The following is a 23568-nucleotide window of genomic DNA, read 5'->3' as shown; positions in this document are numbered from 1 at the left end:
CCCTACAACTTTTCTAATATCCCGCACCATTGTTCTAATAAAAACGCCCAATAAAAAAACAGCTTAAGCAAAAATTCACTTAAGCTGCTTCACGTTCATTATAATTCACAAGCCCAGCCATCTTTATCGCCGTCTCTTGCGGTTGCATAAGCGGGATGTGATGAGCTGACACCTGACGGATAATACACACGCATTTCCGTACAGTTTTTAAATGCAGTCGGTGCTCCTGGAATGACATACGTCCCTGAATTCACATCACCTTTTGGTTTTTCAGGTGTCGTATTCGGCACGATGAACTCTTTCGCACTAATCGAGTAGGATTGACCGTTCGTTGTCACAACAATTGTTCCATCCTGTGCAGTTGCGTAAGCTTTTGTACCAACCGTTTTAATGTTTGAAAGCACTTCTTTATGAGGATGGCCATAGCTGTTGCCTTCTTCATAACTTAAAATAACCGCTTTCGGATTTACTTTTTGTAAAAATCCAAGCGAACTACTTGAACTTGAACCGTGATGACCCGCTTTTAAAATCGTTGCGGAAACATCATATTTCTTCGCAATTTGCTCTTCAATTCCTGCATCCGCATCGCCCATCAATAAGAAAGACATATTTTGATACGTCAGTTTTAATACGATGGAAGCATCATTCATATCACTTGCTTGTGCATTGACAGCTAAAACTTGAGTTTTCACATTTGAATCCAATGAAATCAAGTCTCCCGCTTTCGGCTCTGTATAAGGAATTTTTTTATTGACTACCATCTGCAGTAAATTTTCATATGTTACCGTTGTATGGACTTTCCCGCTGTTAATAAACTCGCCAACCGTAAAGCTTTCCAGTACTGCAGCTAATCCACCGATATGATCGGCATCTGGATGTGTTGCTACTACGTAATCAAGCTTCTTCACATTTTTAGATTTTAAATAAGCAACAACCGTGCTGCCGTATTCTTTCGTCCCTGCATCAATAAGCATTGTTTTTCCATTTGGTGCTTGAACGAAAATCGAGTCTCCTTGTCCAACATCTAAAAAGTGTACGTTCAATTTAGAAGATGTTGAGCCTAAACCTTCCTGATATTTCACTGCACGTGCTAAAAATGCAGAAATATGAGCACGCGTTAAATTATTCGCAGGCTTAAATGTACCATCCTCATAACCAGTTGTAATATTGGCTGCAGCTAATTGGCTCACTGCTTCATATGCCGTATGCCCTTTTTTCACATCTTTAAAGGTTTTCGTGCCATTCGGTAAATCAAATGCACGTGCAATAAATGCAGCCATATGACCACGTGTCACTTTTGTCGTCGGCTTAAATGTACCATCCGTATAGCCGTTAATGATACCGGCCTCCACAGCTGATTGAATATACCCGCTGTTTTTATGAGACTTCGGAACATCTTTAAACTTCGTAGCTCGCTGTGTGCCGTCAAGACCAACAGCCTTTGCGACCATGACAGCCACTTCTTCGCGTGTCACAATGTCCTTTACACCGTATATCTTTTTATCGGCACTAATAATACCTTTATCCAATAAAAAAGCTATATCCTGATAGTTACTATGCTTTGGCGATACATCGGTAAACACTTGTTCCGCACTTGTTGGTGTAGCATATAACATCGAGGATATAGTTAGAAGAAACACTAATAATAGACTAAATACTTTTTTCATTTTCTAACCTCCCTTATTTATTATAGATTTTTTAATAAAGAAAGAAAGTTATTTTTGAATAGTATTTAAATTATCTTTTTGGTAGTAATGGATTGTTCATCCTTTTCATGACCACTCAAAATTATAGTTGGGATTTGTCGCTTCTCCCCTTTTTCACAACAACCTCTATATCGTTAAACTAATATCCTATTTCGAGAAGGACTACGGACTATAAGAAGTTTAAATTCCTTTACAAATAAAAAAAGCATGCAGCTTCTGCTACATGCTTAGAAATGACCCGTACGGGATTCGAACCCGTGTTACCGCCGTGAAAGGGCGGTGTCTTAACCACTTGACCAACGGGCCATGGCTCCGAAGGCAGGACTCGAACCTGCGACCTGCCGGTTAACAGCCGGATGCTCTACCAACTGAGCTACTTCGGAATAATTATATATGGTGGGCCTAAATGGACTCGAACCATCGACCTCACGCTTATCAGGCGTGCGCTCTAACCAGCTGAGCTATAGGCCCTATTTAAAAACTGGAGCGGGTGATCGGAATCGAACCGACAACATCAGCTTGGAAGGCTGAGGTTTTACCACTAAACTACACCCGCATATGGTGGGTTTGGACGGAATCGAACCGCCGACACTTAGAGCTTCAATCTAATGCTCTACCAACTGAGCTACAAACCCATAAATGGCGGTCCCGACCGGGATCGAACCGGCGATCTCCTGCGTGACAGGCAGGCATGTTAACCGCTACACCACGGGACCATTTGGTTGCGGGGGCAGGACTTGAACCTGCGACCTTCGGGTTATGAGCCCGACGAGCTACCACTGCTCCACCCCGCGACAATATTATGTTTGAACCTGTTTTAATAACCAGTTAGTTAAAATGGAGGAGGTAGAGGGATTCGAACCCCCGCGCGGTGTTACCCGCCTGTCGGTTTTCAAGACCGATCCCTTCAGCCAGACTTGGGTATACCTCCAAAATTTTAAAATGGCTACCGAGGGAGTCGAACCCACGACCTTTCGGGTATGAACCGAATGCTCTAGCCAGCTGAGCTAGGTAGCCAAGATCAATAGTTATCTCTACTAGTTAAAGCAATGTAAGCTCTATCCAGTTGAGTTATATGGCGCGCCCGGCAGGAGTCGAACCCACAACCTTCTGATCCGTAGTCAGACGCTCTATCCAATTGAGCTACGGGCGCATATTGTTTATTTATAAAGATGGTGCCGAGGGCCGGAATCGAACCGGCACGGTGATCACTCACCGCAGGATTTTAAGTCCTGTGCGTCTGCCAGTTCCGCCACCCCGGCATTTTTTGGAGCGGAAGACGAGGTTCGAACTCGCGACCCCCACCTTGGCAAGGTGGTGTTCTACCACTGAACTACTTCCGCAAAATGCTTAAGATATTTTTACTCTGACAGTATATATAATGATTATAAACTGGTGAGCCATGAAGGACTCGAACCTTCGACCCTCTGATTAAAAGTCAGATGCTCTACCAACTGAGCTAATGGCTCTTGATTAAAATGGTGGAGGATGACGGGCTCGAACCGCCGACCCCCTGCTTGTAAGGCAGGTGCTCTCCCAGCTGAGCTAATCCTCCAAAAAAAAAATAAGCGAAGCGACGTCCTACTCTCGCAGGGGGAAGCCCCCAACTACCATCGGCGCTAAAGAGCTTAACTTCCGTGTTCGGTATGGGAACGGGTGTGACCTCTTTGCCATCATCACTTCACTTAATTATTTAGTTAAAAGAAATTTCATTCTTTCAAAACTGGATAAACGTTTCATTGAATTGAGCAATAAAATGTGGTTAAGTCCTCGACCGATTAGTATTCGTCAGCTGCATGCGTCGCCGCACTTCCACCTCGAACCTATCTACCTGATCGTCTTTCAGGGGTCTTACTTACTTGCGTAATGGGAAATCTCATCTTGAGGGGGGCTTCATGCTTAGATGCTTTCAGCACTTATCCCGTCCATACATAGCTACCCAGCGATGCCTTTGGCAAGACAACTGGTACACCAGCGGTATGTCCATCCCGGTCCTCTCGTACTAAGGACAGCTCCTCTCAAATTTCCTACGCCCACGACGGATAGGGACCGAACTGTCTCACGACGTTCTGAACCCAGCTCGCGTACCGCTTTAATGGGCGAACAGCCCAACCCTTGGGACCGACTACAGCCCCAGGATGCGATGAGCCGACATCGAGGTGCCAAACCTCCCCGTCGATGTGGACTCTTGGGGGAGATAAGCCTGTTATCCCCGGGGTAGCTTTTATCCGTTGAGCGATGGCCCTTCCATGCGGAACCACCGGATCACTAAGCCCGTCTTTCGACCCTGCTCGACTTGTAGGTCTCGCAGTCAAGCTCCCTTATGCCTTTACACTCTACGAATGATTTCCAACCATTCTGAGGGAACCTTTGGGCGCCTCCGTTACTCTTTAGGAGGCGACCGCCCCAGTCAAACTGTCCGCCTGACACTGTCTCCTACCCCGCTAAGGGGCATGGGTTAGAAGTTCAATACAACCAGGGTAGTATCCCACCGACGCCTCCTTCGAAGCTGGCGCTCCGAGATCTCTGGCTCCTACCTATCCTGTACAAGTTGTACCAAAATTCAATATCAGGCTACAGTAAAGCTCCACGGGGTCTTTCCGTCCTGTCGCGGGTAACCTGCATCTTCACAGGTACTATAATTTCACCGAGTCTCTCGTTGAGACAGTGCCCAGATCGTTACGCCTTTCGTGCGGGTCGGAACTTACCCGACAAGGAATTTCGCTACCTTAGGACCGTTATAGTTACGGCCGCCGTTTACTGGGGCTTCAATTCACAGCTTCGCTTGCGCTAACCGCTCCTCTTAACCTTCCAGCACCGGGCAGGCGTCAGCCCCTATACGTCACCTTACGGTTTTGCAGAGACCTGTGTTTTTGCTAAACAGTCGCCTGGGCCTATTCACTGCGGCTTCTCTAGGCTATGCACCCAAAGAAGCACCCCTTCTCCCGAAGTTACGGGGTCATTTTGCCGAGTTCCTTAACGAGAGTTCTCTCGCACACCTTAGGATTCTCTCCTCGACTACCTGTGTCGGTTTGCGGTACGGGCACCTCTCACCTCGATAGAGGCTTTTCTTGGCAGTGTGAAATCAGGAACTTCGCTCATACGAGCTCGTCATCACAGCTCAACGTTATAGTATGCGGATTTGCCTACATACACGCCTTACTGCTTGAACACGCGCAACCAACGGCGTGCTTACCCTATCCTACTGCGTCCCCCCATTTCTCAAACGGTGAGGAGGTGGTACAGGAATATCAACCTGTTGTCCATCGCCTACGCCTATCGGCCTCGGCTTAGGTCCCGACTAACCCTGAGCGGACGAGCCTTCCTCAGGAAACCTTAGTCATACGGTGCATGGGATTCTCACCCATGTTTCGCTACTCATACCGGCATTCTCACTTCTAACCGCTCCACCAGTCCTTCCGGTCTGACTTCAACGCTGTTAGAACGCTCTCCTACCACGCATACTCAAAGTATGCATCCACAGCTTCGGTGAATCGTTTAGCCCCGATACATTTTCGGCGCAGCGTCACTCGACCAGTGAGCTATTACGCACTCTTTAAATGATGGCTGCTTCTAAGCCAACATCCTGGTTGTCTAAGCAACGCCACATCCTTTTCCACTTAACGATTACTTGGGGACCTTAGCTGGTGGTCTGGGCTGTTTCCCTCTTGACTACGGATCTTATCACTCGCAGTCTGACTCCCGTGTATAAATATCCGGCATTCGGAGTTTGTCTGAATTCGGTAAAGCGAGATGCCCCCCTAGTCCAAACAGTGCTCTACCTCCGGTATTCTCAATCACGAGGCTAGCCCTAAAGCTATTTCGGAGAGAACCAGCTATCTCCAGGTTCGATTGGAATTTCTCCGCTACCCACACCTCATCCCCGCACTTTTCAACGTGCGTGGGTTCGGGCCTCCAGTGAGTGTTACCTCACCTTCACCCTGGACATGGGTAGATCACCTGGTTTCGGGTCTACGACCACGTACTAATTCGCCCTATTCAGACTCGCTTTCGCTGCGGCTCCGTCTTCTCAACTTAACCTCGCACGTAATCGTAACTCGCCGGTTCATTCTACAAAAGGCACGCTATCACCCATTAACGGGCTCTAACTACTTGTAGGCACACGGTTTCAGGGTCTATTTCACTCCCCTTCCGGGGTGCTTTTCACCTTTCCCTCACGGTACTGGTTCACTATCGGTCACTAGGTAGTATTTAGCCTTGGGAGATGGTCCTCCCGGATTCCGACGGAATTTCACGTGTTCCGCCGTACTCAGGATCCACTCTGGAGGGAATGAACTTTTGACTACAGGGCTTTTACCTTGTTTCGCGGACCTTTCCAAGTCGCTTCGTCTAATTCATTCTTTTGTAACTCCGTATAGAGTGTCCTACAACCCCAAAGAGCAAGCTCTTTGGTTTGGGCTCTTCCCGTTTCGCTCGCCGCTACTCAGGGAATCGAATTTTCTTTCTGTTCCTGCAGGTACTTAGATGTTTCAGTTCCCTGCGTCTGTCTTCAACACGCTATGAATTCACGTGAAGATACTATCCGATTAAAGATAGTGGGTTCCCCCATTCGGAAATCCCCGGATCAAAGCTTACTTACAGCTCCCCGAGGCATATCGGTGTTAGTGCCGTCCTTCATCGACTCCTAGTGCCAAGGCATCCACCGTGCGCCCTTATTAACTTAACCAAAAGTTAACACTTAGATCAGAGATCTAAGATTTAAGTTTACACGTCAATTGCTTGACTTGTTTAAAAATCTATAAAATAGAAATTTGATTTATTGCTTTCAATGTCGTTTTATCCAGTTTTCAAAGAACGAAGTGTTTTGAAGTATTTCATTCATTTAAGAATGAACCTTCAAAACTGAACAGCAAACGTTAATGTTTCATTCCCCGAGGGAATGATTCCGAAATAATCCTTAGAAAGGAGGTGATCCAGCCGCACCTTCCGATACGGCTACCTTGTTACGACTTCACCCCAATCATCTATCCCACCTTCGGCGGCTGGCTCCATAAAGGTTACCTCACCGACTTCGGGTGTTACAAACTCTCGTGGTGTGACGGGCGGTGTGTACAAGGCCCGGGAACGTATTCACCGCGGCATGCTGATCCGCGATTACTAGCGATTCCGGCTTCATGTAGGCGAGTTGCAGCCTACAATCCGAACTGAGAACGGTTTTATCGGATTAGCTCCCCCTCGCGGGTTGGCAACCGTTTGTACCGTCCATTGTAGCACGTGTGTAGCCCAGGTCATAAGGGGCATGATGATTTGACGTCATCCCCACCTTCCTCCGGTTTATCACCGGCAGTCTCCTTAGAGTGCCCAACTGAATGATGGCAACTAAGAATAAGGGTTGCGCTCGTTGCGGGACTTAACCCAACATCTCACGACACGAGCTGACGACAACCATGCACCACCTGTCACCGTTGCCCCCGAAGGGGAAACTATGTCTCCATAGTGGTCACCGGGATGTCAAGACCTGGTAAGGTTCTTCGCGTTGCTTCGAATTAAACCACATGCTCCACCGCTTGTGCGGGCCCCCGTCAATTCCTTTGAGTTTCAGTCTTGCGACCGTACTCCCCAGGCGGAGTGCTTAATGCGTTAGCTGCAGCACTGAGGGGCGGAAACCCCCCAACACTTAGCACTCATCGTTTACGGCGTGGACTACCAGGGTATCTAATCCTGTTTGCTCCCCACGCTTTCGCGCCTCAGTGTCAGTTACAGACCAGACAGTCGCCTTCGCCACTGGTGTTCCTCCAAATCTCTACGCATTTCACCGCTACACTTGGAATTCCACTATCCTCTTCTGCACTCAAGTTCCCCAGTTTCCAATGACCCTCCCCGGTTGAGCCGGGGGCTTTCACATCAGACTTAAGGAACCACCTGCGCGCGCTTTACGCCCAATAATTCCGGACAACGCTTGCCACCTACGTATTACCGCGGCTGCTGGCACGTAGTTAGCCGTGGCTTTCTAACAAGGTACCGTCAAGGTAGCGCCAGTTACTACGCTACTTGTTCTTCCCTTGCAACAGAGTTTTACGAACCGAAATCCTTCTTCACTCACGCGGCGTTGCTCCATCAGACTTTCGTCCATTGTGGAAGATTCCCTACTGCTGCCTCCCGTAGGAGTCTGGGCCGTGTCTCAGTCCCAGTGTGGCCGATCACCCTCTCAGGTCGGCTACGCATCGTTGCCTTGGTGAGCCGTTACCTCACCAACTAGCTAATGCGCCGCGGGTCCATCTTATAGTGACAGCCGAAACCGTCTTTCAACTTTCAAACATGTGTTAAAAAGTATTATTCGGTATTAGCCCCGGTTTCCCGGAGTTATCCCAATCTATAAGGTAGGTTACCCACGTGTTACTCACCCGTCCGCCGCTAAAATTTTAAAGGTGCAAGCACCAATAAAATTTCCGCTCGACTTGCATGTATTAGGCACGCCGCCAGCGTTCGTCCTGAGCCAGGATCAAACTCTCCATAAAAGTAGTTTGAAAGCTCATTTGCTTTGCTAGCGATTCAACTTCGTTAGAAGTTGGAATCTATTGTTTGCTTCATTTAAGAAGCTTGTTTCATTAACGTTGCTTGTTCAGTTTTCAAGGTTCATTTTGTTTCGTTTGTCGCGGTAACTCCCGGCGACTTGTATAACTATACATCCATTTCTATTAAACGTCAACAGTTTTAAAAAACTTTTTTCATCTTTTTTATTTACCTCTATTTTCTTCCTATTATATGTATCCATAAAATAATTTGAAATCATCTGTTGAAACTCACTTAATCCGTTTCTTCATCAGCTAATTTTAGTTAATAAATAAGTTCTTAGCTCTAAAACATTCATCATAAGGAGGAAAGTGAATTCTATCATTTTGAATACAGCGCTTGGTTGAAGGGAAAGTAATAAATCGAAAAAGGAGGATTAGGGATTAATTTGAGATGAAAAATTTAATTGGCAGCAAATTCTCCCCCGATCGGCTATATTATAGAGAGGATTAATAGATAGGATGGATGTAATATGAAAAAACAAGTACATGTAGTTGGAGCTATTATCGAAAACGATAAACAGGAAATTTACTGTGCACAACGTAGCCCTCAAATGTCATTACCAAACTATTGGGAGTTTCCAGGTGGAAAGATTGAGAAAGATGAGACACCGCAACAAGCGTTAAAACGTGAAATTTTAGAAGAATTCACTTGTGAAATTGCTGTAGGTGAAAAAGTGGAAGATACAACATATGATTACGGTACGTTTATCGTTCGTCTTGAAACATATATGGCGAAAATTGTGAATGGAACACCAGTTGCTTTAGAGCACTCTAATACGAAGTGGGTAAAACGTACATCACTCAATGAACTAGACTTTGCCCCAGCAGATATTCCCGCAGTTGAAAAATTATTGAAATAATTAAAGGTGGTGCTTTTATAGAACAGTTAATTAAAAAACTTGAAGCCTCTTTACATAAAGGTTTTATCAATCAATCAAAGGCCGCCTCATCACAATTTAAACCGAAATTATTATCCAATAAAGCACATGAAAATGTCCTTTCATCACTGTTACAAGAAATGAAAACATGTAAAACATTCACCTTTTCTGTGGCATTTATTACTGAAGGCGGATTGGCGACAATCAAAACAATGCTATATGCCCTTCAGAAAAAAGGTATTCGTGGACGCATATTAACGTCTACCTTTTTAAGCTTTAACCAGCCAAAAATGTTTAAAGAGCTACTCAAATTAACGAATGTAGAAGTTCGCGTTACTGATGTAAAAGGCTTTCACTCAAAAGGCTATATTTTCGAGCATGACCAACATTATTCATTAATAGTTGGGAGCTCTAACTTAACGGATAGTGCATTGAAGGCAAATTTTGAATGGAATGTTTATTTAACATCTCTTGAAAATGGTGAAGTTATTCACCATTTCAAAAATCAATTTGAACAGCAATGGAACAGTGCGATGCCATTAAATGATGAATGGATTGCGCAATATCAAATCAATTATGAGAAGCCAGAATTTAATAATAAAGTAGCCTCTCCTCCTTTATATATAACGAATCCATTAAAAGAAAGTTTAAAAATACAGCCTAATAAAATGCAAACAGTCGCGCTTGAGCAGTTAAAACTCCTTCGTCAAAGTGGTGCAAACCGTGGTCTCATTATTTCAGCAACTGGGACAGGTAAAACCTATTTATCTGCGTTTGACGTTCGAAATGCTGCACCAAAACGCATGCTCTTCGTCGTGCACCGCGAACAAATTTTGAAGAAAGCGATGCATGATTTCCGCAATATTTTATTAGGTGACCCTCAAGATTATGGGATTTTATCAGGAAATTCAAAGGATCTAAATGCACGTTATTTATTTGCAACGGTCCAGACTATTTCACGTGACCCTTATTTACAACAGTTTGCTAAAGATCATTTTGACTACATTTTAATTGATGAAGTTCACCGAGCGGGTGCGGAATCGTATTTAAAAATTATGAATTACTTTAAACCTCAATTTCTATTAGGGATGACAGCTACACCGGAACGTACAGATAATTTCAATATCTATGAACTATTTGACTATAATGTGGCGTACGAAATACGTCTTCAAGCAGCATTAGAAGAAGAAATGCTCTGCCCCTTCCACTATTTTGGTGTGACGGACTATGAGCTTGATGGTGAGCTCATAGATGAAACAGCAGATTTACAAAAGCTCATTCAACAGGAGCGAATCGACCATATTATCGAAAAAATTTCGTATTATGGTTTTTCTGGGGATCGAGTTCGTGGATTAATGTTTTGCAGTACGAAGGAAGAAGCTCGTACCCTATCCAACCTCCTGAATATGCGTGGATATAAAACGATTGCATTGACTGGTGATCACTCTCAAGAAGAACGTGAAGAAGCGATTGCTAAATTAGAAAATGGTGAGCTGGAATATATTTTAACAGTAGATATTTTTAATGAAGGTATCGATATCCCATTCTTAAATCAAATCGTCATGCTCCGCCAGACACAATCTAGCATCATCTTTATTCAGCAGCTTGGTCGTGGATTACGGAAGCATGATGTAAAAGAATATGTAACGATCATTGATTTTATCGGCAACTATAAAAATAACTATTTAATTCCGATTGCCCTATCTGGTGATAAGTCGATGAATAAAGATAATGTTCGCCGCAACACAGTAAACACGGATTATATTCAAGGGGTTTCAACAATTAATTTTGAGGAAATCGCGAAGAAACAAATTTTTGATGCGATAAATAACGCTAATTTATCCACATTAAAAATGTTAAAGGATAGCTATTCTGAGCTTAAAAATCGAATTGGACGTATTCCGATGCTTAAGGATTTTATTGAACAAAATTCGTTAGATCCCGAAGTCATTATTAGCTACACTCCTACCTATTATGAGTTTTTATTGAAAATGAAAGAAAATATCTCCTCAATTACGAATTATGAAAAATCTGTCCTCGCATTAATAGGGAAGGACTTTTTATCAGGGAAAAGAATTCATGAAATTTTATTATTACAGCTTCTTTTAGAAGAAGAATCTATTTCAGAACAAAGCTATCTTGCAGCATTGCAAGCTCATAATGCTTATATTCATAAAGGTACAATTGAAAGCATTGAAAATGTGTTTTCTTTAAACTTTTTCGTAGAGGCTGACAATAAAAAATTCGGAAATAAACCTTTAATTATTAAATCGCATTCATGCTATATGTTTAATGAGGAATTGCAACTCTCACTTCGAGATGAAAATTTCAAACAATACTTTGTTGATTTACTTGAATGTGCCTTTATTAAAAACAAACAATTCAATAATCACGAACCATTTAAACTATATGAAAAATACTCTCGCCGTGAAGTATGCCGCTTACTAGACTGGGAAAAGAACGAGGAAGGTACATTAAATGGTGGTCGACCGAAAAATGGCGACTTCCCTATTTTCGTAAATTATCATAAAAATGATGAAAACAATCTTGAAACAAATTATATGGATGAATTTTTATCAGAAGATACATTTAAGTGGTGCTCAACAAAAAAACGATATATTGATAAATCCAAGGAAATGCAAATTCTTATCCACTCAGTTGAAAATGGGACAAACGTGTACCTGTTTGTAAAAAAAGACAATGGTGAAGGTAAAGATTTTTATTATCTTGGTCGATGCGCTGTAAATCCAAGCTCTGCAAAGCCCGAAAGAATTTTGGATAAAGGAAAATATTACCCCGTCGTTACAATGGAAATGGTACTCGAACAACCAATCCAATACGACATCTACCACTATTTAGTAGAGGAATAAAATAAAGCAAGGTGCTACCATCTAACTTTTGGTACACACCTTGCTTTTTCTATTAATTATTCATTACCTCTAAATATCTCTCGCTTATGCCACTTAAAATATTTCTTATTCTCTTCCACTCTCGCAACACGCATTTTCTCATGAATCCCGTATTTCACATAATCCATCTGGTCAATTTCAGAGGAAATATGGATTTTCCCGGTTCCATCAAACGCGATATAGCCTTGGTCGTATAACGCATCATGATTATGGCAAAGTAGAATACCGTTGTATGGATCAAGTCGCTCGTCATTCGTTGCATCTTTCCATGGTTTTGAATGGCTTGCACGTAATAATCCAGGTAACGAGATGCCACATAATGCACATTGATTGTCCCATAATGGCATCAGTTGCTTTCTAAATTTTTGTTGCCCTTTACGGATTTTCACCTTTGCTTCTGCTTCTGTTTCGATTAAAACAGGCGCTAGCGTATTGCGTTCTTTTTGGGCAATGAGACCAATGGCAAATTCCAGCTGCTCTTCATTTTCCTCATAAATATTGGCATCACTCATAAGCTCCAGCAGTTTGATTGCGAGCATTTCATTACATGGATATAAAAAGCCTTGGTTGCCGTCACCATTATGTTGGAACGGTGAATATTTTACTGGAAGCAGTGGCTGAATTTCATCAAAATGTACTTTTATTGAAACCGGAAAATCTAATTCCTCGTATAGTGCCGGGAATTGGTACCCAACTACGCCCGAATGATCAAGAGGATTCACACCTTCCCCGCAATCTTCCTGAGCGGTACTAATCGCGACGATTTCCCCTTTCACACAGTGAAAAATCGCATCGCCCTTCTTTACTTCCCTCATCCGCTCCCAAGAATGGGGTGTTTGTCCACTACTATCTAAAATTGAGCACCATACGACCTGCTTTTCCTTCGCCTCATCGTATGTACGCCCTTGCATTACAATATAAAAATTCATACGTACACCTTCGCTTCTTTGCTTTTTTTTAGTGTATCATTTTTTCAAATTTATACGGAATTTAAAGCACTTTGGAGTTATTTCTCATTGAATTCCGAGAATAAAATTCAATTTATTATTTCTTCGCCTAAACAAGTCATATTAACTCTTTTTAAACATTCAGATGTTTAAAAATTACAAGATTTTTCGAAAAACTCTTGACTTTATTGTTCGTTTTTAACATTATAGTAACTAACATATGTTAAAAACGAACATTTTAGGAGGCGAATATGTTACCTAAAGAACGTAGAGCTTTAATTTTAGAGCATTTAAACGAACATGAGAAGGTTGATATTGAACAGATTGCTCACGAATTACAAGTTTCAACTATGACAATCCGTCGTGATTTAAGTTATTTAGAAGAAAAGGATAAAGTCATTCGCACTCATGGCGGAGCTGTTTTAAATAAGCCATTGGTAAATGAAACTTCCTTTTTAATTAAAGAGAGTAAAAATAATGCGCAGAAGCAATTGATTGCCCAAATAGCTGCATCACTCGTTCAAGATAACTCAACCATTCTCTTAGATTCGGGGACGACAACAATTGAAATTGCTAAACTGCTTAGTAATAAGAAAAATGTAACCGTTATCACGAATGATGTATATATTGCCTCGGTGCTTATTAATAGCGAAGCAAAAGTCATTATTACAGGTGGCGAGCTTCAAAATAGTGTTGGCGCAATTTTCGGTTCCTTAACAGAAAGCTTATTAAAATCAATTCATGTAGATATATGTTTTTTAGGTGCCCATGCCTTCCATCCGAAAGCAGGAATTATGGCACCAACTTTCGAAAAAGCAGCGATTAAAAGATTAATGATTGCAGCAGCTGAAACGACTTACCTAGTAGCAGATTCAAGTAAGGCAAATGAAAAGTCTACTGTCAAAGTTTGTGACTTCAGAGATATTAATGGTGGACTTATTACTGATTCTTTAGAAGAAGATCTTCATGCTCAACTTTGTGAAAAAATAACAATAATTTCTTAATGAAAGGAGCTACCTATGAAAATTGGAATTATTGCAGATGATTTAACCGGCGCAAATGCAACAGGCGTTAAATTATCGAAACAAGGATTTTCAGCCACTACATTAACATCATTTCAAACCCCTCCTACTTTAGGGGCTTTCAATGCTGTATGTGTAGATACAGATAGCCGATATGTTCAACCAGATTTAGCTAAAGCACGTGTTCAAGCAGCCCTGCAAAATTTCCAAAACTGGGAAGCTGATTTAATTTGTAAGCGGATTGACAGTACGGTACGTGGCAATATCGGATATGAGGTTGATACTATCCTAGAGGCTTTAGGAGAGGAATCTATCGCAATTGTCGTTGCTTCATTCCCTGAATCAGGACGCATCACATCTGGAGGATACTTATTAGTAAACGGTGTTCCACTGCAGACAACTGATGTCGCAAAAGATCCGGTTAACCCTTTAAAGAAATCATTTGTACCACATATCATTCAAAAGCAAAGTAAGTTTCCTGTTGTTCATATCGGTTTGGAAACGGTATTGCTAGAAGTACAACAACTGACAGATGCAATTAACAAAGAAATTTCCAATGGCAACCGCATAATTGTCCTTGATGCCGTGACAGATGATGATATTGATTGCATTACTGCAGCAATGTTGAAGGTTAACGATTATACATTAGTTCCTGTTGATCCAGGTCCTTTGACAGCAAAATATTCAAAGGCCATCTTAAATCAACAGTCGCAAAACAAGAAAATAGTTGCTTCGATCGGCAGTATTACACCGACTGCCTCCAAACAGATTCAATATTTACTGGAGAAAACCGATGCCTATCCGTATTACATTGATGCAAATCGTTTAACTCATCTAGATGAGAGATGGGATGAGGAAATTGAAGCGATATCACAAGAAGCAGTTCAGTTTCTAGATACACACGATGTTTTAATAATGACAACAAACTCACCACATCAGGACCAATTAAATTTAACTACTATTGCCAATGAATTCGAAACTACTGAAGAACATTTGGCAAAACGCATTGCAGCAGGCATCGGCATGGTCACGATGAAAGTTTTACAGAGCACAAATTATAGTGTTGGTGGCTGTTTTTCTTCTGGCGGTGATATTACTTCGTCCATTTGCACAATTAGTAATGCGGAAGGAATTAAATTGGAGGAAGAGGTACTCCCTTTAGTTGCGTACGGTAAATTGATGGGTGGCGAGCTAGATGGCCTTCCTATCATTACAAAAGGCGGTATGGCTGGAGAAAAGGATGCCTTATATAAAAGTATAAAATTTTTAACAAATCATTGTTAGGAGGAACTTATTATGACAACAGAAAAACCAATTATCGCAATTCCAATGGGTGACCCGGCTGGCATAGGCCCGGAAATCACGGTGAAATCATTAACGAAAAAGGAAATTTATGATGTTAGTAAACCTCTAATTATTGGAGATTCAAAAGTGATCGAGCGTGCGATTGACATCGTAAGTGCAGACGTAACAATTAACGAAATCACTTCTCCGGAAGATGGCAAATATGTGCTAGGTACAATCGATGTTATCAACTTGAACAATATTGATATCGATAAGCTTGAATATGGTGAAGTATCAGTACAAGGTGGACAAGGTGCATTCGAGTACATTAAAAAATCAGTTGAGCTTGCTTTAGCTGGTCAAGTTCATGCTTTAGCGACAACACCAATTAATAAAGAATCGTTAAAAGCTGCAGAAGTACCATATATCGGACATACGGAAATGCTTGAAGATCTTGCAGGTTCAAATGACCCGTTAACAATGTTTGAGGTACGTGGCATGCGCATTTTCTTCTTAACGCGTCACCTATCATTAAAGGATGCAATTGGTCAAATGACAAAAGAACGTGTTGCAGACTATTTAGTACGCTGTGACAAAGCATTACAACGTTTAGGTGTGGAAAATAGACGTTTTGCTGTAGCGGGATTAAACCCACATAGCGGTGAAGGCGGACTATTTGGTATGGAGGAAGTAGAAGAAATCAAACCAGGTATTAAAATGGCTGTTGAAGCTGGTATTGATGCAGTAGGTCCAGTTCCTGCCGATTCTGTTTTCTTCCAAGCTTTAAACGGAAAGTATGATGCAGTACTTTCGTTATATCACGATCAAGGACATATCGCTGCGAAGATGACAGACTTCCATAGAACGATTTCTATTACAAATGGTCTTCCATTCTTAAGAACTTCTGTCGATCACGGCACAGCTTTCGATATTGCAGGTAAAAATATTGCTGAGAGTATTAGTTTAGAAGAGGCAATCAAGCTTGCAGCGCAGTATGCACCAAATTTCACTAGCTACAATATGTAATACCGTTGGATTCTAATAGTCGTAACAGGCTGTTAGAATCCATCTTTAAACAATACAATAAAGGGGTTATTCGGATGGATGTTTCAGGCACTCAGCTTATTGCTGGATTATTGCTAGGTGTAATTGTCTTAATATTATTAGTATTGAAAACAAAGATTCACGTATTTTTAGCTTTATTAATTGCTGCATCCATTGCAGGTCTTATCGGGGGGATGGCTCCTGCAACGGTAGCAGATACAATTACAGCTGGGTTTGGTAGTACACTAGCTTCTATCGGTATTGTCATTGGTTTAGGTGTAATGATGGGTCGTCTATTGGAAGTTTCAGGTGCGGCCGAAACACTTGCCTATTCATTAATTAAATTTGTCGGTAAAAAGAAAGAGGAGTGGGCATTAGCGGTTGCCGGCTTTATCGTTTCTATTCCTATTTTCGTAGATTCGGCATTCGTTATTTTAAGCCCTCTAGTTAAAGCGCTTTCAAGAAAAACAGGTAAATCAGTTGTTGCATTAGGTGTGTCACTAGCTGTCGGTCTCGTAATTACCCATTCATTAGTTCCACCGACTCCTGGCCCGCTCGGTGTTGCGGGAATCTTCGGGGTTGATATCGGTATTATGATCGGGTTAGGTATACTATTCGGTATTCCGATGCTAGTGGCAGGTGTTCTTTACGCTAAGTGGTTAGGGAAGAAAATCTACCAAATTCCCGATGATTCTGAATCCGGTTTTATTCGTCCTGATGCAAAAATGGCGTACAATGAGTTTGTCGCATTAGCAGATGAGCGTTCGAAAGAATTGCCTTCTTTAACCCGTTCATTTATGCCTATTTTGATACCTATTGTTTTAATATTTTTAAATACAACTTTAGACGCACTAGAATTAACAGACGGGTTTTATAGTTATTTAATTTTCTTAGGTAAACCGATCATTGCTGTATCTATTGGGTTAATTGCTGCCATTTATTTATTAACGAGCAAATTAAATCGTCTAGAAACGCTTGAACGCATGGAAGAAGGGATTCAAACAGCAGGTGTTATTTTACTTGTTACAGGTGCTGGTGGTGCCTTTGGTTTCGTTTTACGTGAAAGCGGTGCTGGTGATTTCATTGCAACGAAAATTGCAGATTTACCACTTCCTGCTGTACTAATTCCATTTTTAATTGCTACGATTGTCCGATTGATTCAAGGTAGTGGTACGGTAGCCATGATTACTGCTGCATCTATTTCAGCACCTATTTTAGTATCGTTAGATGTAAATATGGCCTTGGCTGCTCAAGCTGCTGCAATGGGTGCCCTTATTTTCTCTTACTTTAATGATAGTTTGTTCTGGGTTGTTAACCGTATGTTAGGCATTAAAGAAGTGAAGGAACAGATTCTCGTTTGGTCTGTACCTACAACAATTTGTTGGTTCGTAGGGTTAATTACATTATTAATCGCTAATGTCATTATTTAAATGATTGAGGGCTGTTCAGAAAGAAAATTCTTTCGAACAGCCCTTTTCGTTATTTTTATTTCATTGCTATCCTTAAACATAAAATTTCGCCCCTCGAAAAACTCCTAAAAAATGTTATAATCCGAGTAAGAATCATTTTCACTAACTAATACAACCGGTTGCACTCAGTTTTGAGTTGTTTAACAGAAAGGAACTACAATGCTAGCAAGATTTTTTACGTATTATAAGCCGCATAAGCGATTGTTCATTATCGACTTCTCGTGTGCGGTATTTGTGGCCGTTTTGGAATTGCTTTTCCCGATGGCTGTGCAATGGTTTATCGATGATTTGCTCCCGACGAACGATTGGGGCATGATTACAAAAATCAGTGCGCTTCTTTTACTGACATATATTTTAAGTACAGGCATGAACTATGTCGTGAACTATTTGGGGCATAAACTCGGGGTCAATATCGAAACGGATATGCGCCAGCAGCTGTTCAATCATGTACAGCGCCAGCCGTATACGTTTTTCGATAATATGAAAACAGGTCATTTAATGAGTCGTATAACGAATGACTTATTCGATATCGGGGAGTTTGCACATCATGGTCCGGAAGATTTGTTCATCGCAATGATGACATTTATCGGAGCGTTTACAATTATGTTCAATATTAACGCGACCCTTGCGACAATTATTCTGATTTTCGTTCCGTTTTTAATTGCGGTCATGTATTGGAGCAACAGACGGATGAAAAAAGGCTGGGCCGTTATGTATAGTGAAATCGCGAATGTCAATGGCCGTGTGGAAGACAGCTTCTCCGGTATTCGCGTCGTGAAATCATTTACAAATGAAGAATTCGAAACGAACCGCTTCAAAAACCAAAATGCTCTTTTCCGTAAAGCGAAAATTTACGCGTACAAAGTAATGGCAGGCACACATTCAAGCATTTATATTTTAACTCGTTTACTGACATTACTCGTGCTTGTTGTAGGGGCATGGCTTTCAAACAATGGTGATCTTTCATACGGGGAGTTCGCGAGCTTTATTTTATTCACAAATGTCCTGATCAAGCCAATCGATAAGATCAGTGCATTACTTGAAATGTATCCAAAAGGAATGGCTGGCTTTAAACGCTTCTGCGATCTGCTTGACCAGGAGCCAACGATTGTCGACCGCCCAAATGCAATTGATGTTGACCAATTAAACGGCGATATCGAGTTTAAAAACGTGGACTTCAAATATGCGGACAGCAAGCAAGTTCTGAACAATCTATCGTTTAAGGTGGAAGCAGGAAAAACGGTTGCCTTTGTCGGTCCGTCCGGTTCAGGGAAAACGACGATCAGTGCACTGATCCCACGCTTTTACGATATTACGGATGGTGCGATTACGATTGACGGATATGATATCCGAGATTTAACACAGCATTCGCTCCGCAAGCAAATCGGTACAGTACAGCAGGATGTATTTTTATTTACAGGTACTATTCGTGAAAATATCGAATATGGTAAATTAGGCGCAAGCTTCGAGGACATTAAAGCAGCGGCAGAGCAGGCGAACTTGCTAGAATTTATCGAGAATTTACCGGATGGCTTTGAAACCGAAATTGGTGAACGTGGTCTGAAATTATCTGGCGGACAAAAACAGCGTCTTGCGATTGCACGCATGTTCCTGAAAAACCCGCCGATTTTAATTTTGGATGAGGCAACATCTGCCTTAGATACGGCGACTGAGCGGATTATCCAGCAGTCGTTGAATGATTTGGCGAAAAACCGGACGACATTGATCATTGCGCACCGTTTAGCGACCATTCGCGATGCGGACTATATTTTCGTTGTTACACCAAATGGCATTGAAGAGCAAGGGACATATGAAGAGCTTGTCGCAAAAGGCGGTATTTTTGCAGGGCTCCATCATGCATAAAGATTAGTATTAAGATGAGGTGGATGATTGCGGTCATTCACCTTTTTTTCACCATAATGAAGGGGGTTTTTTGATGAATATTCCAGTTATTGACTTACATTGTGATGCATTATGGCGCATGCAGCAGGATGGTCACCGGTTTGACGATGGCCTGCTTGATGTAAATGCCGATAAACTTCGCGCAGGAAATGTAATGGCACAGGCATTTGCGGTTTATGTTTACCCTACTTTAACTTTGGAGGAAAAACGGGCTGCTGCTTTCAAACAGATTGCGTATTTTCAGCAGGAAGTGCTAAGTGAACACGTTGTGCATATTAAGAAATGGACGGATTTTGATAAGCTCCGTCCAGGACAAACTGGCGCTTTTTTAACAATTGAAGGCGTTGACTTTTTCGGTGGCGACATTGATTTTTGGCATCAGTTCCGTGAGCTTGGCGTATTGTCGATCGGGCTTACATGGAATTACTCCAATGAAGCAGCTGACGGCTTACATAGTACATCACAGATTGGCGTTACACCGTTTGGCAAAGAAATCATCAAGTTGAATAATGAGCACAGGCTGTTCACCGATGTTACTCATCTACATGAACGAAGCTTTTGGGATGTCATCGAGCATGCCGATTATGTAATTGCTTCTCATTCAAACGCAATGGCTATTTGCAATCATGAGCGCAATTTGAACGATGCACAAATAAGAGCAATGATTGAAAAAAACGCGCCGATTCATGTTGTGTATTATCCTGAATTTATAAACGGCACAAACAGAGCGAGCATGACGGACTTGATTCGTCATATTGACTATATTTGCTCACTTGGCGGGAAGCATTTGATTGGCCTTGGTTCAGATTTTGACGGGATTGATGTGAAGATCCCCCATCTCGAACATGCCGGGATGCATCAAAATCTCATTAATGAGCTGTTAAAGCATTATAGTGAACAGGAAGTACGCGGGTTTGCAGCTGCGAATTTTTTGAAGCATTTGCCGAAGTAGTGTGTAGTATCGGGTCCTCTATCATTTCGTGCTATACTAAAGAAACTTATGAATGAGAGGACGTTTTACTATGAACGGCAAAAATCGAAGCGATGTCTATCCTGGCTTGGAAGTTGATATCGTACTAAAAAAAGACCAGCGTACAGGCAAAACAACACGCGGTATCGTAAAGGATTTACTGACAAACAGCAGCTCCCATCCCCACGGCATTAAAGTGCGGTTGGCTGATGGACAAATTGGACGTGTGTGTCAGACTTATCCGAAGTAAGTTTTGAGCTTTCCTCGCTCTAGTGACACAGGTTAGGATTATATTCGAATTTTGAGGATTATGAAGTGTAAGTTGAGGATTATGTGGAACTCACTGAGGATTATGTTATTGCAAATGAGGATTAAATTGTTAAATTAAAAATTACTCCACTACTTACATTCGTAGGTAGTGGAGTTTTTTCACCAGTTATCCCCCATTAGCATTGGGAAACCATTAAGATATTCCCATCCGGGTCTTTGAAATTAAAATAGTGGTTATGTTCAATTTCTGTAATCAATTCAACGCCTTTTTTCCTCATAAAGTGAAACGCCTCTTCGATGTTTTTCGTATTTAAGTGGAATGCTGGAGTTTTAAATACCCTGTCTACTGAATAAATTTTGCTATCTAACACAATTCCTGTACCTTCCATTGGTAGAACATAAAGATGACCAAACTGAATTTCTCCATCTGCTGTCACCCCTAAAATATCACAATACCAATCCCTCGCGTTTTCAATATTGCTTACCGGGATAAAGACTGTGCCAATCTGTTTTAAGATAGGATTATTCATAAAACACCTGCCTTTTCAATTTTGGGCTCATTAATTATTCGGCATTCTAAATAAAATTCCTTTTATTTTTAGTATCCTTATTACACCTAACGCCCATAAAATGTAAAATGAGCCCCTATCCTGTTCAAGGATAAGAGCCATTTCAGTATTTCTATATTGCCAATCTGCTTATTAAACTAAAGCACACTTAAGGTGAATTAGGTTGGTCTTTGTTTTTTGAAGCAGCATTTGCTGAATTATCGTTTCCCGATTGCTTCTGTTCATTTTTATTTTCTTTAGGTTGCTGTGATGCAGGGCTTTGGTTACCTTTATCGGAATTTCCATTTCCCGGTTCAGGGTTACTTGATTTCCCCTTCTCTCCAGGAGTCTCCTTGGTTTTTTCCTTTTGTTCCCTAATTGGCTTTTCAACAGTTCCGTTCGATTTCTGAACTTTATTTCCGCTTGATTCCTTCGCATTTTCATTCCCGTTAACCTTCTCATTAGCCGGCACTGAAGGGATTGATTCCTTATTGATAGGAGTCTTTATTTCTCTGTGCTCATTTGCTGGATTATTTTTCCGGTCTTCATCGATTTCGGAAGACGGCTTTATTTCCTTCGCCGGATTAACTTGTTGGCTTTCCTTGAATTTATAAACAGACATTTCCTGCATATTGGCCATCGCTCTTTCTTCCGCTGTGCTTTCGCCAATTTTCATAGTCAATTCTTTATTTGCGCTTTGTACATCACGAACTGCATTTCCAACGATTTTTTGTACCTTCTGTTGGTTTTTGCTATTTTCATAAATAATTGTAATATTTACTTGCTCACTGATACCTTTGGCCGTTAATTTCTTCAAAGCTCTGTCCAGCACTTTACTGATTGAGTCACCTTTCCAATGATCAGGGCTCTTTTTAGTCTCAACAGATGTACCATTCAAATATCGTAAAACAATGACCTCTCCTGATTCATTAATACCAAGTTCCACTGCCGTGTCTGATTCCAATTGAACGTAGGCCATCACTTCATCACCCATAGGAATTAAAGATGCTACGATAGAAAGAAGAAGGACTGCCGCTATCATAACTGTTCCAAATAATCGCGGCTTCACTCTTCCACTAAAAAGAGAAGGCGTATTTATTAGATGAAAATCGACTTCATCTCCAATATTCGGCGGTCCACCAATTGGAATTCCACGTAAAAATTCGCCTTTTTCCGTTAGAAATACAGTATATTTTTTTTCTATTTCGAAAACAACACCCCTGTATGTCCGCATCATATAAGTTCCCCTTTTATATATTCCTTTATGTACACAAAGTGACTATTAAGCAGTAATACAACTGCGATTATATATTTCCGCTGTCGTTCAATCGTCTTTCTTGAAACCTCCACAGTCGATTCAAGTTCTTTTACCGGCAATTTTTTATTTGCAATAAGGTAATGATAGAATTCAGGTGTTTCTGCGATAACTTGCGCAATATGAATAGCCGTCTTCCTTGAGTCTGTATGTTTTGGAGATGACATGGCCAGCTCTTGAAATGATAGACCATAATTCTTTAAAAGTTTGGTATATTCTATGATCTCTTCACGACGTTCTTCCGCCTGTTGTTCTTTTGAATAGGAGACGATTGACGATCGATCAAATACGTACTGTTGGACATCTAAGCCTGAAGTTTCATTCACGTCTTTCAATAAATGAATGACATCGTTTCTCGTTGCTTCTTTTCGAAAATAATCGATAAGCCTCCTCTTTATGATCAAATGTGAAAATGTCGTTAACGATGAATCCTCTGTCGGATTGAATTGTAATACTGCTTCATGAAATCCACTCATCGCAATACTGAATTCGTCATCATGCTCATCAATGGATCGTTTGCATACGAAAGAAGCCGTTTTTTTCATAAACGGAGTAAATTCAATGAGAAGGTCATTCATGACCCTCTCATCCCCATTCTTTGCCTTCAATACAAGCTCATTCAATGCTGCATATGATTTTTTATTGAATACTTCTTGCATGAATGACAAAAACATAGATTTCCCTCCGTTCCCATTAGTATCGATTGCCCTGATTTTAATGGGTATAACTTAAATTGAAAAGTAATTTTATATTAAAAATCTGCTTTTC

14 protein-coding genes, 14 tRNA genes and 3 rRNA genes are annotated in these 23568 nt (G+C 41.4%); 9 read left to right on the top strand and 22 right to left on the bottom strand.

Translation table 11 applies throughout. The features are described 5' to 3' along the window. Positions 1 to 98: 98 nt before the first annotated feature. The 18 genes from MHH37_RS02350 to MHH37_RS02265 all read right to left on the bottom strand — a co-directional run bounded on the left by MHH37_RS02350 (position 99) and on the right by MHH37_RS02265 (position 8185). Positions 99 to 1667, bottom strand: coding sequence for an S-layer homology domain-containing protein (locus tag MHH37_RS02350; RefSeq protein WP_342574828.1), 1569 nt, complete (start codon positions 1665 to 1667; stop codon positions 99 to 101). A 273-nt stretch (positions 1668 to 1940) separates the two neighbouring features. Further along, positions 1941 to 2012: transfer RNA gene (locus MHH37_RS02345), tRNA-Glu, on the bottom strand. 1 nt (position 2013) lies between these two features. Further along, positions 2014 to 2089 (bottom strand) — tRNA-Asn (locus MHH37_RS02340). 11 nt (positions 2090 to 2100) lie between these two features. Further along, positions 2101 to 2177: transfer RNA gene (locus tag MHH37_RS02335), tRNA-Ile, on the bottom strand. A gap of 11 nt (positions 2178 to 2188) precedes the next feature. After that, positions 2189 to 2262: transfer RNA gene (locus tag MHH37_RS02330), tRNA-Gly, on the bottom strand. A gap of 3 nt (positions 2263 to 2265) precedes the next feature. Continuing rightward, a tRNA-Phe gene (locus MHH37_RS02325) sits at positions 2266 to 2341 on the bottom strand. Between the two features lie 5 nt (positions 2342 to 2346). Then, a tRNA-Asp gene (locus MHH37_RS02320) sits at positions 2347 to 2422 on the bottom strand. A 3-nt stretch (positions 2423 to 2425) separates the two neighbouring features. Then, a tRNA-Met gene (locus MHH37_RS02315) sits at positions 2426 to 2500 on the bottom strand. Positions 2501 to 2544: 44 nt separating this feature from the next. Next, positions 2545 to 2637: transfer RNA gene (locus tag MHH37_RS02310), tRNA-Ser, on the bottom strand. Between the two features lie 12 nt (positions 2638 to 2649). Further along, positions 2650 to 2723, bottom strand: a tRNA-Met gene (locus MHH37_RS02305). A 59-nt stretch (positions 2724 to 2782) separates the two neighbouring features. Further along, positions 2783 to 2859, bottom strand: a tRNA-Arg gene (locus MHH37_RS02300). 20 nt (positions 2860 to 2879) lie between these two features. Beyond that, positions 2880 to 2968 (bottom strand) — tRNA-Leu (locus MHH37_RS02295). Between the two features lie 6 nt (positions 2969 to 2974). Beyond that, positions 2975 to 3049, bottom strand: a tRNA-Gly gene (locus MHH37_RS02290). 50 nt (positions 3050 to 3099) lie between these two features. Continuing rightward, positions 3100 to 3175: transfer RNA gene (locus MHH37_RS02285), tRNA-Lys, on the bottom strand. 10 nt (positions 3176 to 3185) lie between these two features. Beyond that, positions 3186 to 3261, bottom strand: a tRNA-Val gene (locus MHH37_RS02280). Positions 3262 to 3274: 13 nt separating this feature from the next. After that, a 5S ribosomal RNA gene (rrf, locus tag MHH37_RS02275) occupies positions 3275 to 3390 on the bottom strand. 74 nt (positions 3391 to 3464) lie between these two features. Further along, positions 3465 to 6393: ribosomal RNA gene (locus tag MHH37_RS02270) — 23S ribosomal RNA — on the bottom strand. A gap of 235 nt (positions 6394 to 6628) precedes the next feature. Next, positions 6629 to 8185, bottom strand: a 16S ribosomal RNA gene (locus MHH37_RS02265). The 16S, 23S and 5S rRNA genes sit together here with 14 tRNA genes alongside, the layout of an rRNA operon. A gap of 527 nt (positions 8186 to 8712) precedes the next feature. On the opposite strand from MHH37_RS02265, the gene MHH37_RS02260 reads away from it, so the two are divergent. After that, on the top strand, positions 8713 to 9102 hold the full coding sequence (locus tag MHH37_RS02260; RefSeq protein ID WP_008409031.1) for a (deoxy)nucleoside triphosphate pyrophosphohydrolase: 390 nt from the start codon (positions 8713 to 8715) through the stop codon (positions 9100 to 9102). Positions 9103 to 9119: 17 nt separating this feature from the next. Next, entirely contained in the window at positions 9120 to 11990 is a 2871-nt protein-coding gene (locus MHH37_RS02255; RefSeq protein WP_342576202.1) for a DEAD/DEAH box helicase, read from the top strand. 56 nt (positions 11991 to 12046) lie between these two features. Here MHH37_RS02255 and MHH37_RS02250 read toward each other — a convergent pair whose 3' ends face one another. After that, positions 12047 to 12958, bottom strand: a complete 912-nt coding sequence (locus MHH37_RS02250) for an HNH endonuclease (protein ID WP_342574827.1) — start codon at positions 12956 to 12958, stop codon at positions 12047 to 12049. Positions 12959 to 13227: 269 nt separating this feature from the next. Here MHH37_RS02250 and MHH37_RS02245 point away from each other — a divergent pair, with 269 nt between their 5' ends. The 7 genes from MHH37_RS02245 (at position 13228) to MHH37_RS02215 (ending at position 20917) form a co-directional block, all read left to right on the top strand. Beyond that, the gene (locus MHH37_RS02245) at positions 13228 to 13980 is read left to right on the top strand and encodes a DeoR/GlpR family DNA-binding transcription regulator (protein WP_342574825.1); all 753 of its coding nucleotides are present in this window, start codon (positions 13228 to 13230) and stop codon (positions 13978 to 13980) included. A gap of 15 nt (positions 13981 to 13995) precedes the next feature. Next, on the top strand, positions 13996 to 15282 hold the full coding sequence (locus MHH37_RS02240) for a four-carbon acid sugar kinase family protein (RefSeq protein WP_342574824.1): 1287 nt from the start codon (positions 13996 to 13998) through the stop codon (positions 15280 to 15282). A gap of 12 nt (positions 15283 to 15294) precedes the next feature. Then, positions 15295 to 16308 (top strand): 4-hydroxythreonine-4-phosphate dehydrogenase PdxA, encoded by a 1014-nt coding sequence (gene pdxA, locus MHH37_RS02235; RefSeq protein ID WP_342574823.1) that lies wholly within the window; start codon positions 15295 to 15297, stop codon positions 16306 to 16308. A 74-nt stretch (positions 16309 to 16382) separates the two neighbouring features. Further along, positions 16383 to 17756, top strand: coding sequence for a gluconate:H+ symporter (locus MHH37_RS02230; protein ID WP_342574822.1), 1374 nt, complete (start codon positions 16383 to 16385; stop codon positions 17754 to 17756). Positions 17757 to 17954: 198 nt separating this feature from the next. Next, complete coding sequence (locus MHH37_RS02225; RefSeq protein WP_008409023.1) at positions 17955 to 19658, top strand: ABC transporter ATP-binding protein; 1704 nt, start codon at positions 17955 to 17957, stop codon at positions 19656 to 19658. 73 nt (positions 19659 to 19731) lie between these two features. Next, positions 19732 to 20649: a dipeptidase gene (locus MHH37_RS02220; protein WP_342574821.1), complete on the top strand. Its 918-nt coding sequence runs from the start codon at positions 19732 to 19734 to the stop codon at positions 20647 to 20649. A 70-nt stretch (positions 20650 to 20719) separates the two neighbouring features. After that, on the top strand, positions 20720 to 20917 hold the full coding sequence (locus MHH37_RS02215; protein ID WP_014824828.1) for a YwbE family protein: 198 nt from the start codon (positions 20720 to 20722) through the stop codon (positions 20915 to 20917). 196 nt (positions 20918 to 21113) lie between these two features. Here MHH37_RS02215 and MHH37_RS02210 read toward each other — a convergent pair whose 3' ends face one another. The 3 genes from MHH37_RS02210 to sigI all read right to left on the bottom strand — a co-directional run bounded on the left by MHH37_RS02210 (position 21114) and on the right by sigI (position 23474). Next, a complete protein-coding gene (locus MHH37_RS02210; RefSeq protein ID WP_342574820.1) occupies positions 21114 to 21467 on the bottom strand; it encodes a VOC family protein in 354 nt (117 codons plus the stop codon). A 187-nt stretch (positions 21468 to 21654) separates the two neighbouring features. Further along, positions 21655 to 22719, bottom strand: coding sequence for an anti-sigma factor domain-containing protein (locus MHH37_RS02205; RefSeq protein ID WP_342574819.1), 1065 nt, complete (start codon positions 22717 to 22719; stop codon positions 21655 to 21657). Continuing rightward, entirely contained in the window at positions 22719 to 23474 is a 756-nt protein-coding gene (gene sigI / locus MHH37_RS02200) for an RNA polymerase sigma-I factor (RefSeq protein WP_342574818.1), read from the bottom strand. Before sigI ends, MHH37_RS02205 begins: the two co-directional genes overlap by 1 nt. Positions 23475 to 23568: the final 94 nt, after the last annotated feature.

This window comes from Solibacillus sp. FSL K6-1781 (assembly GCF_038630735.1).
Taxonomy (GTDB): Bacteria; Bacillota; Bacilli; order Bacillales_A; family Planococcaceae; genus Solibacillus; species Solibacillus silvestris.
This window is presented reverse-complemented; position numbering and strand designations above follow the sequence as displayed.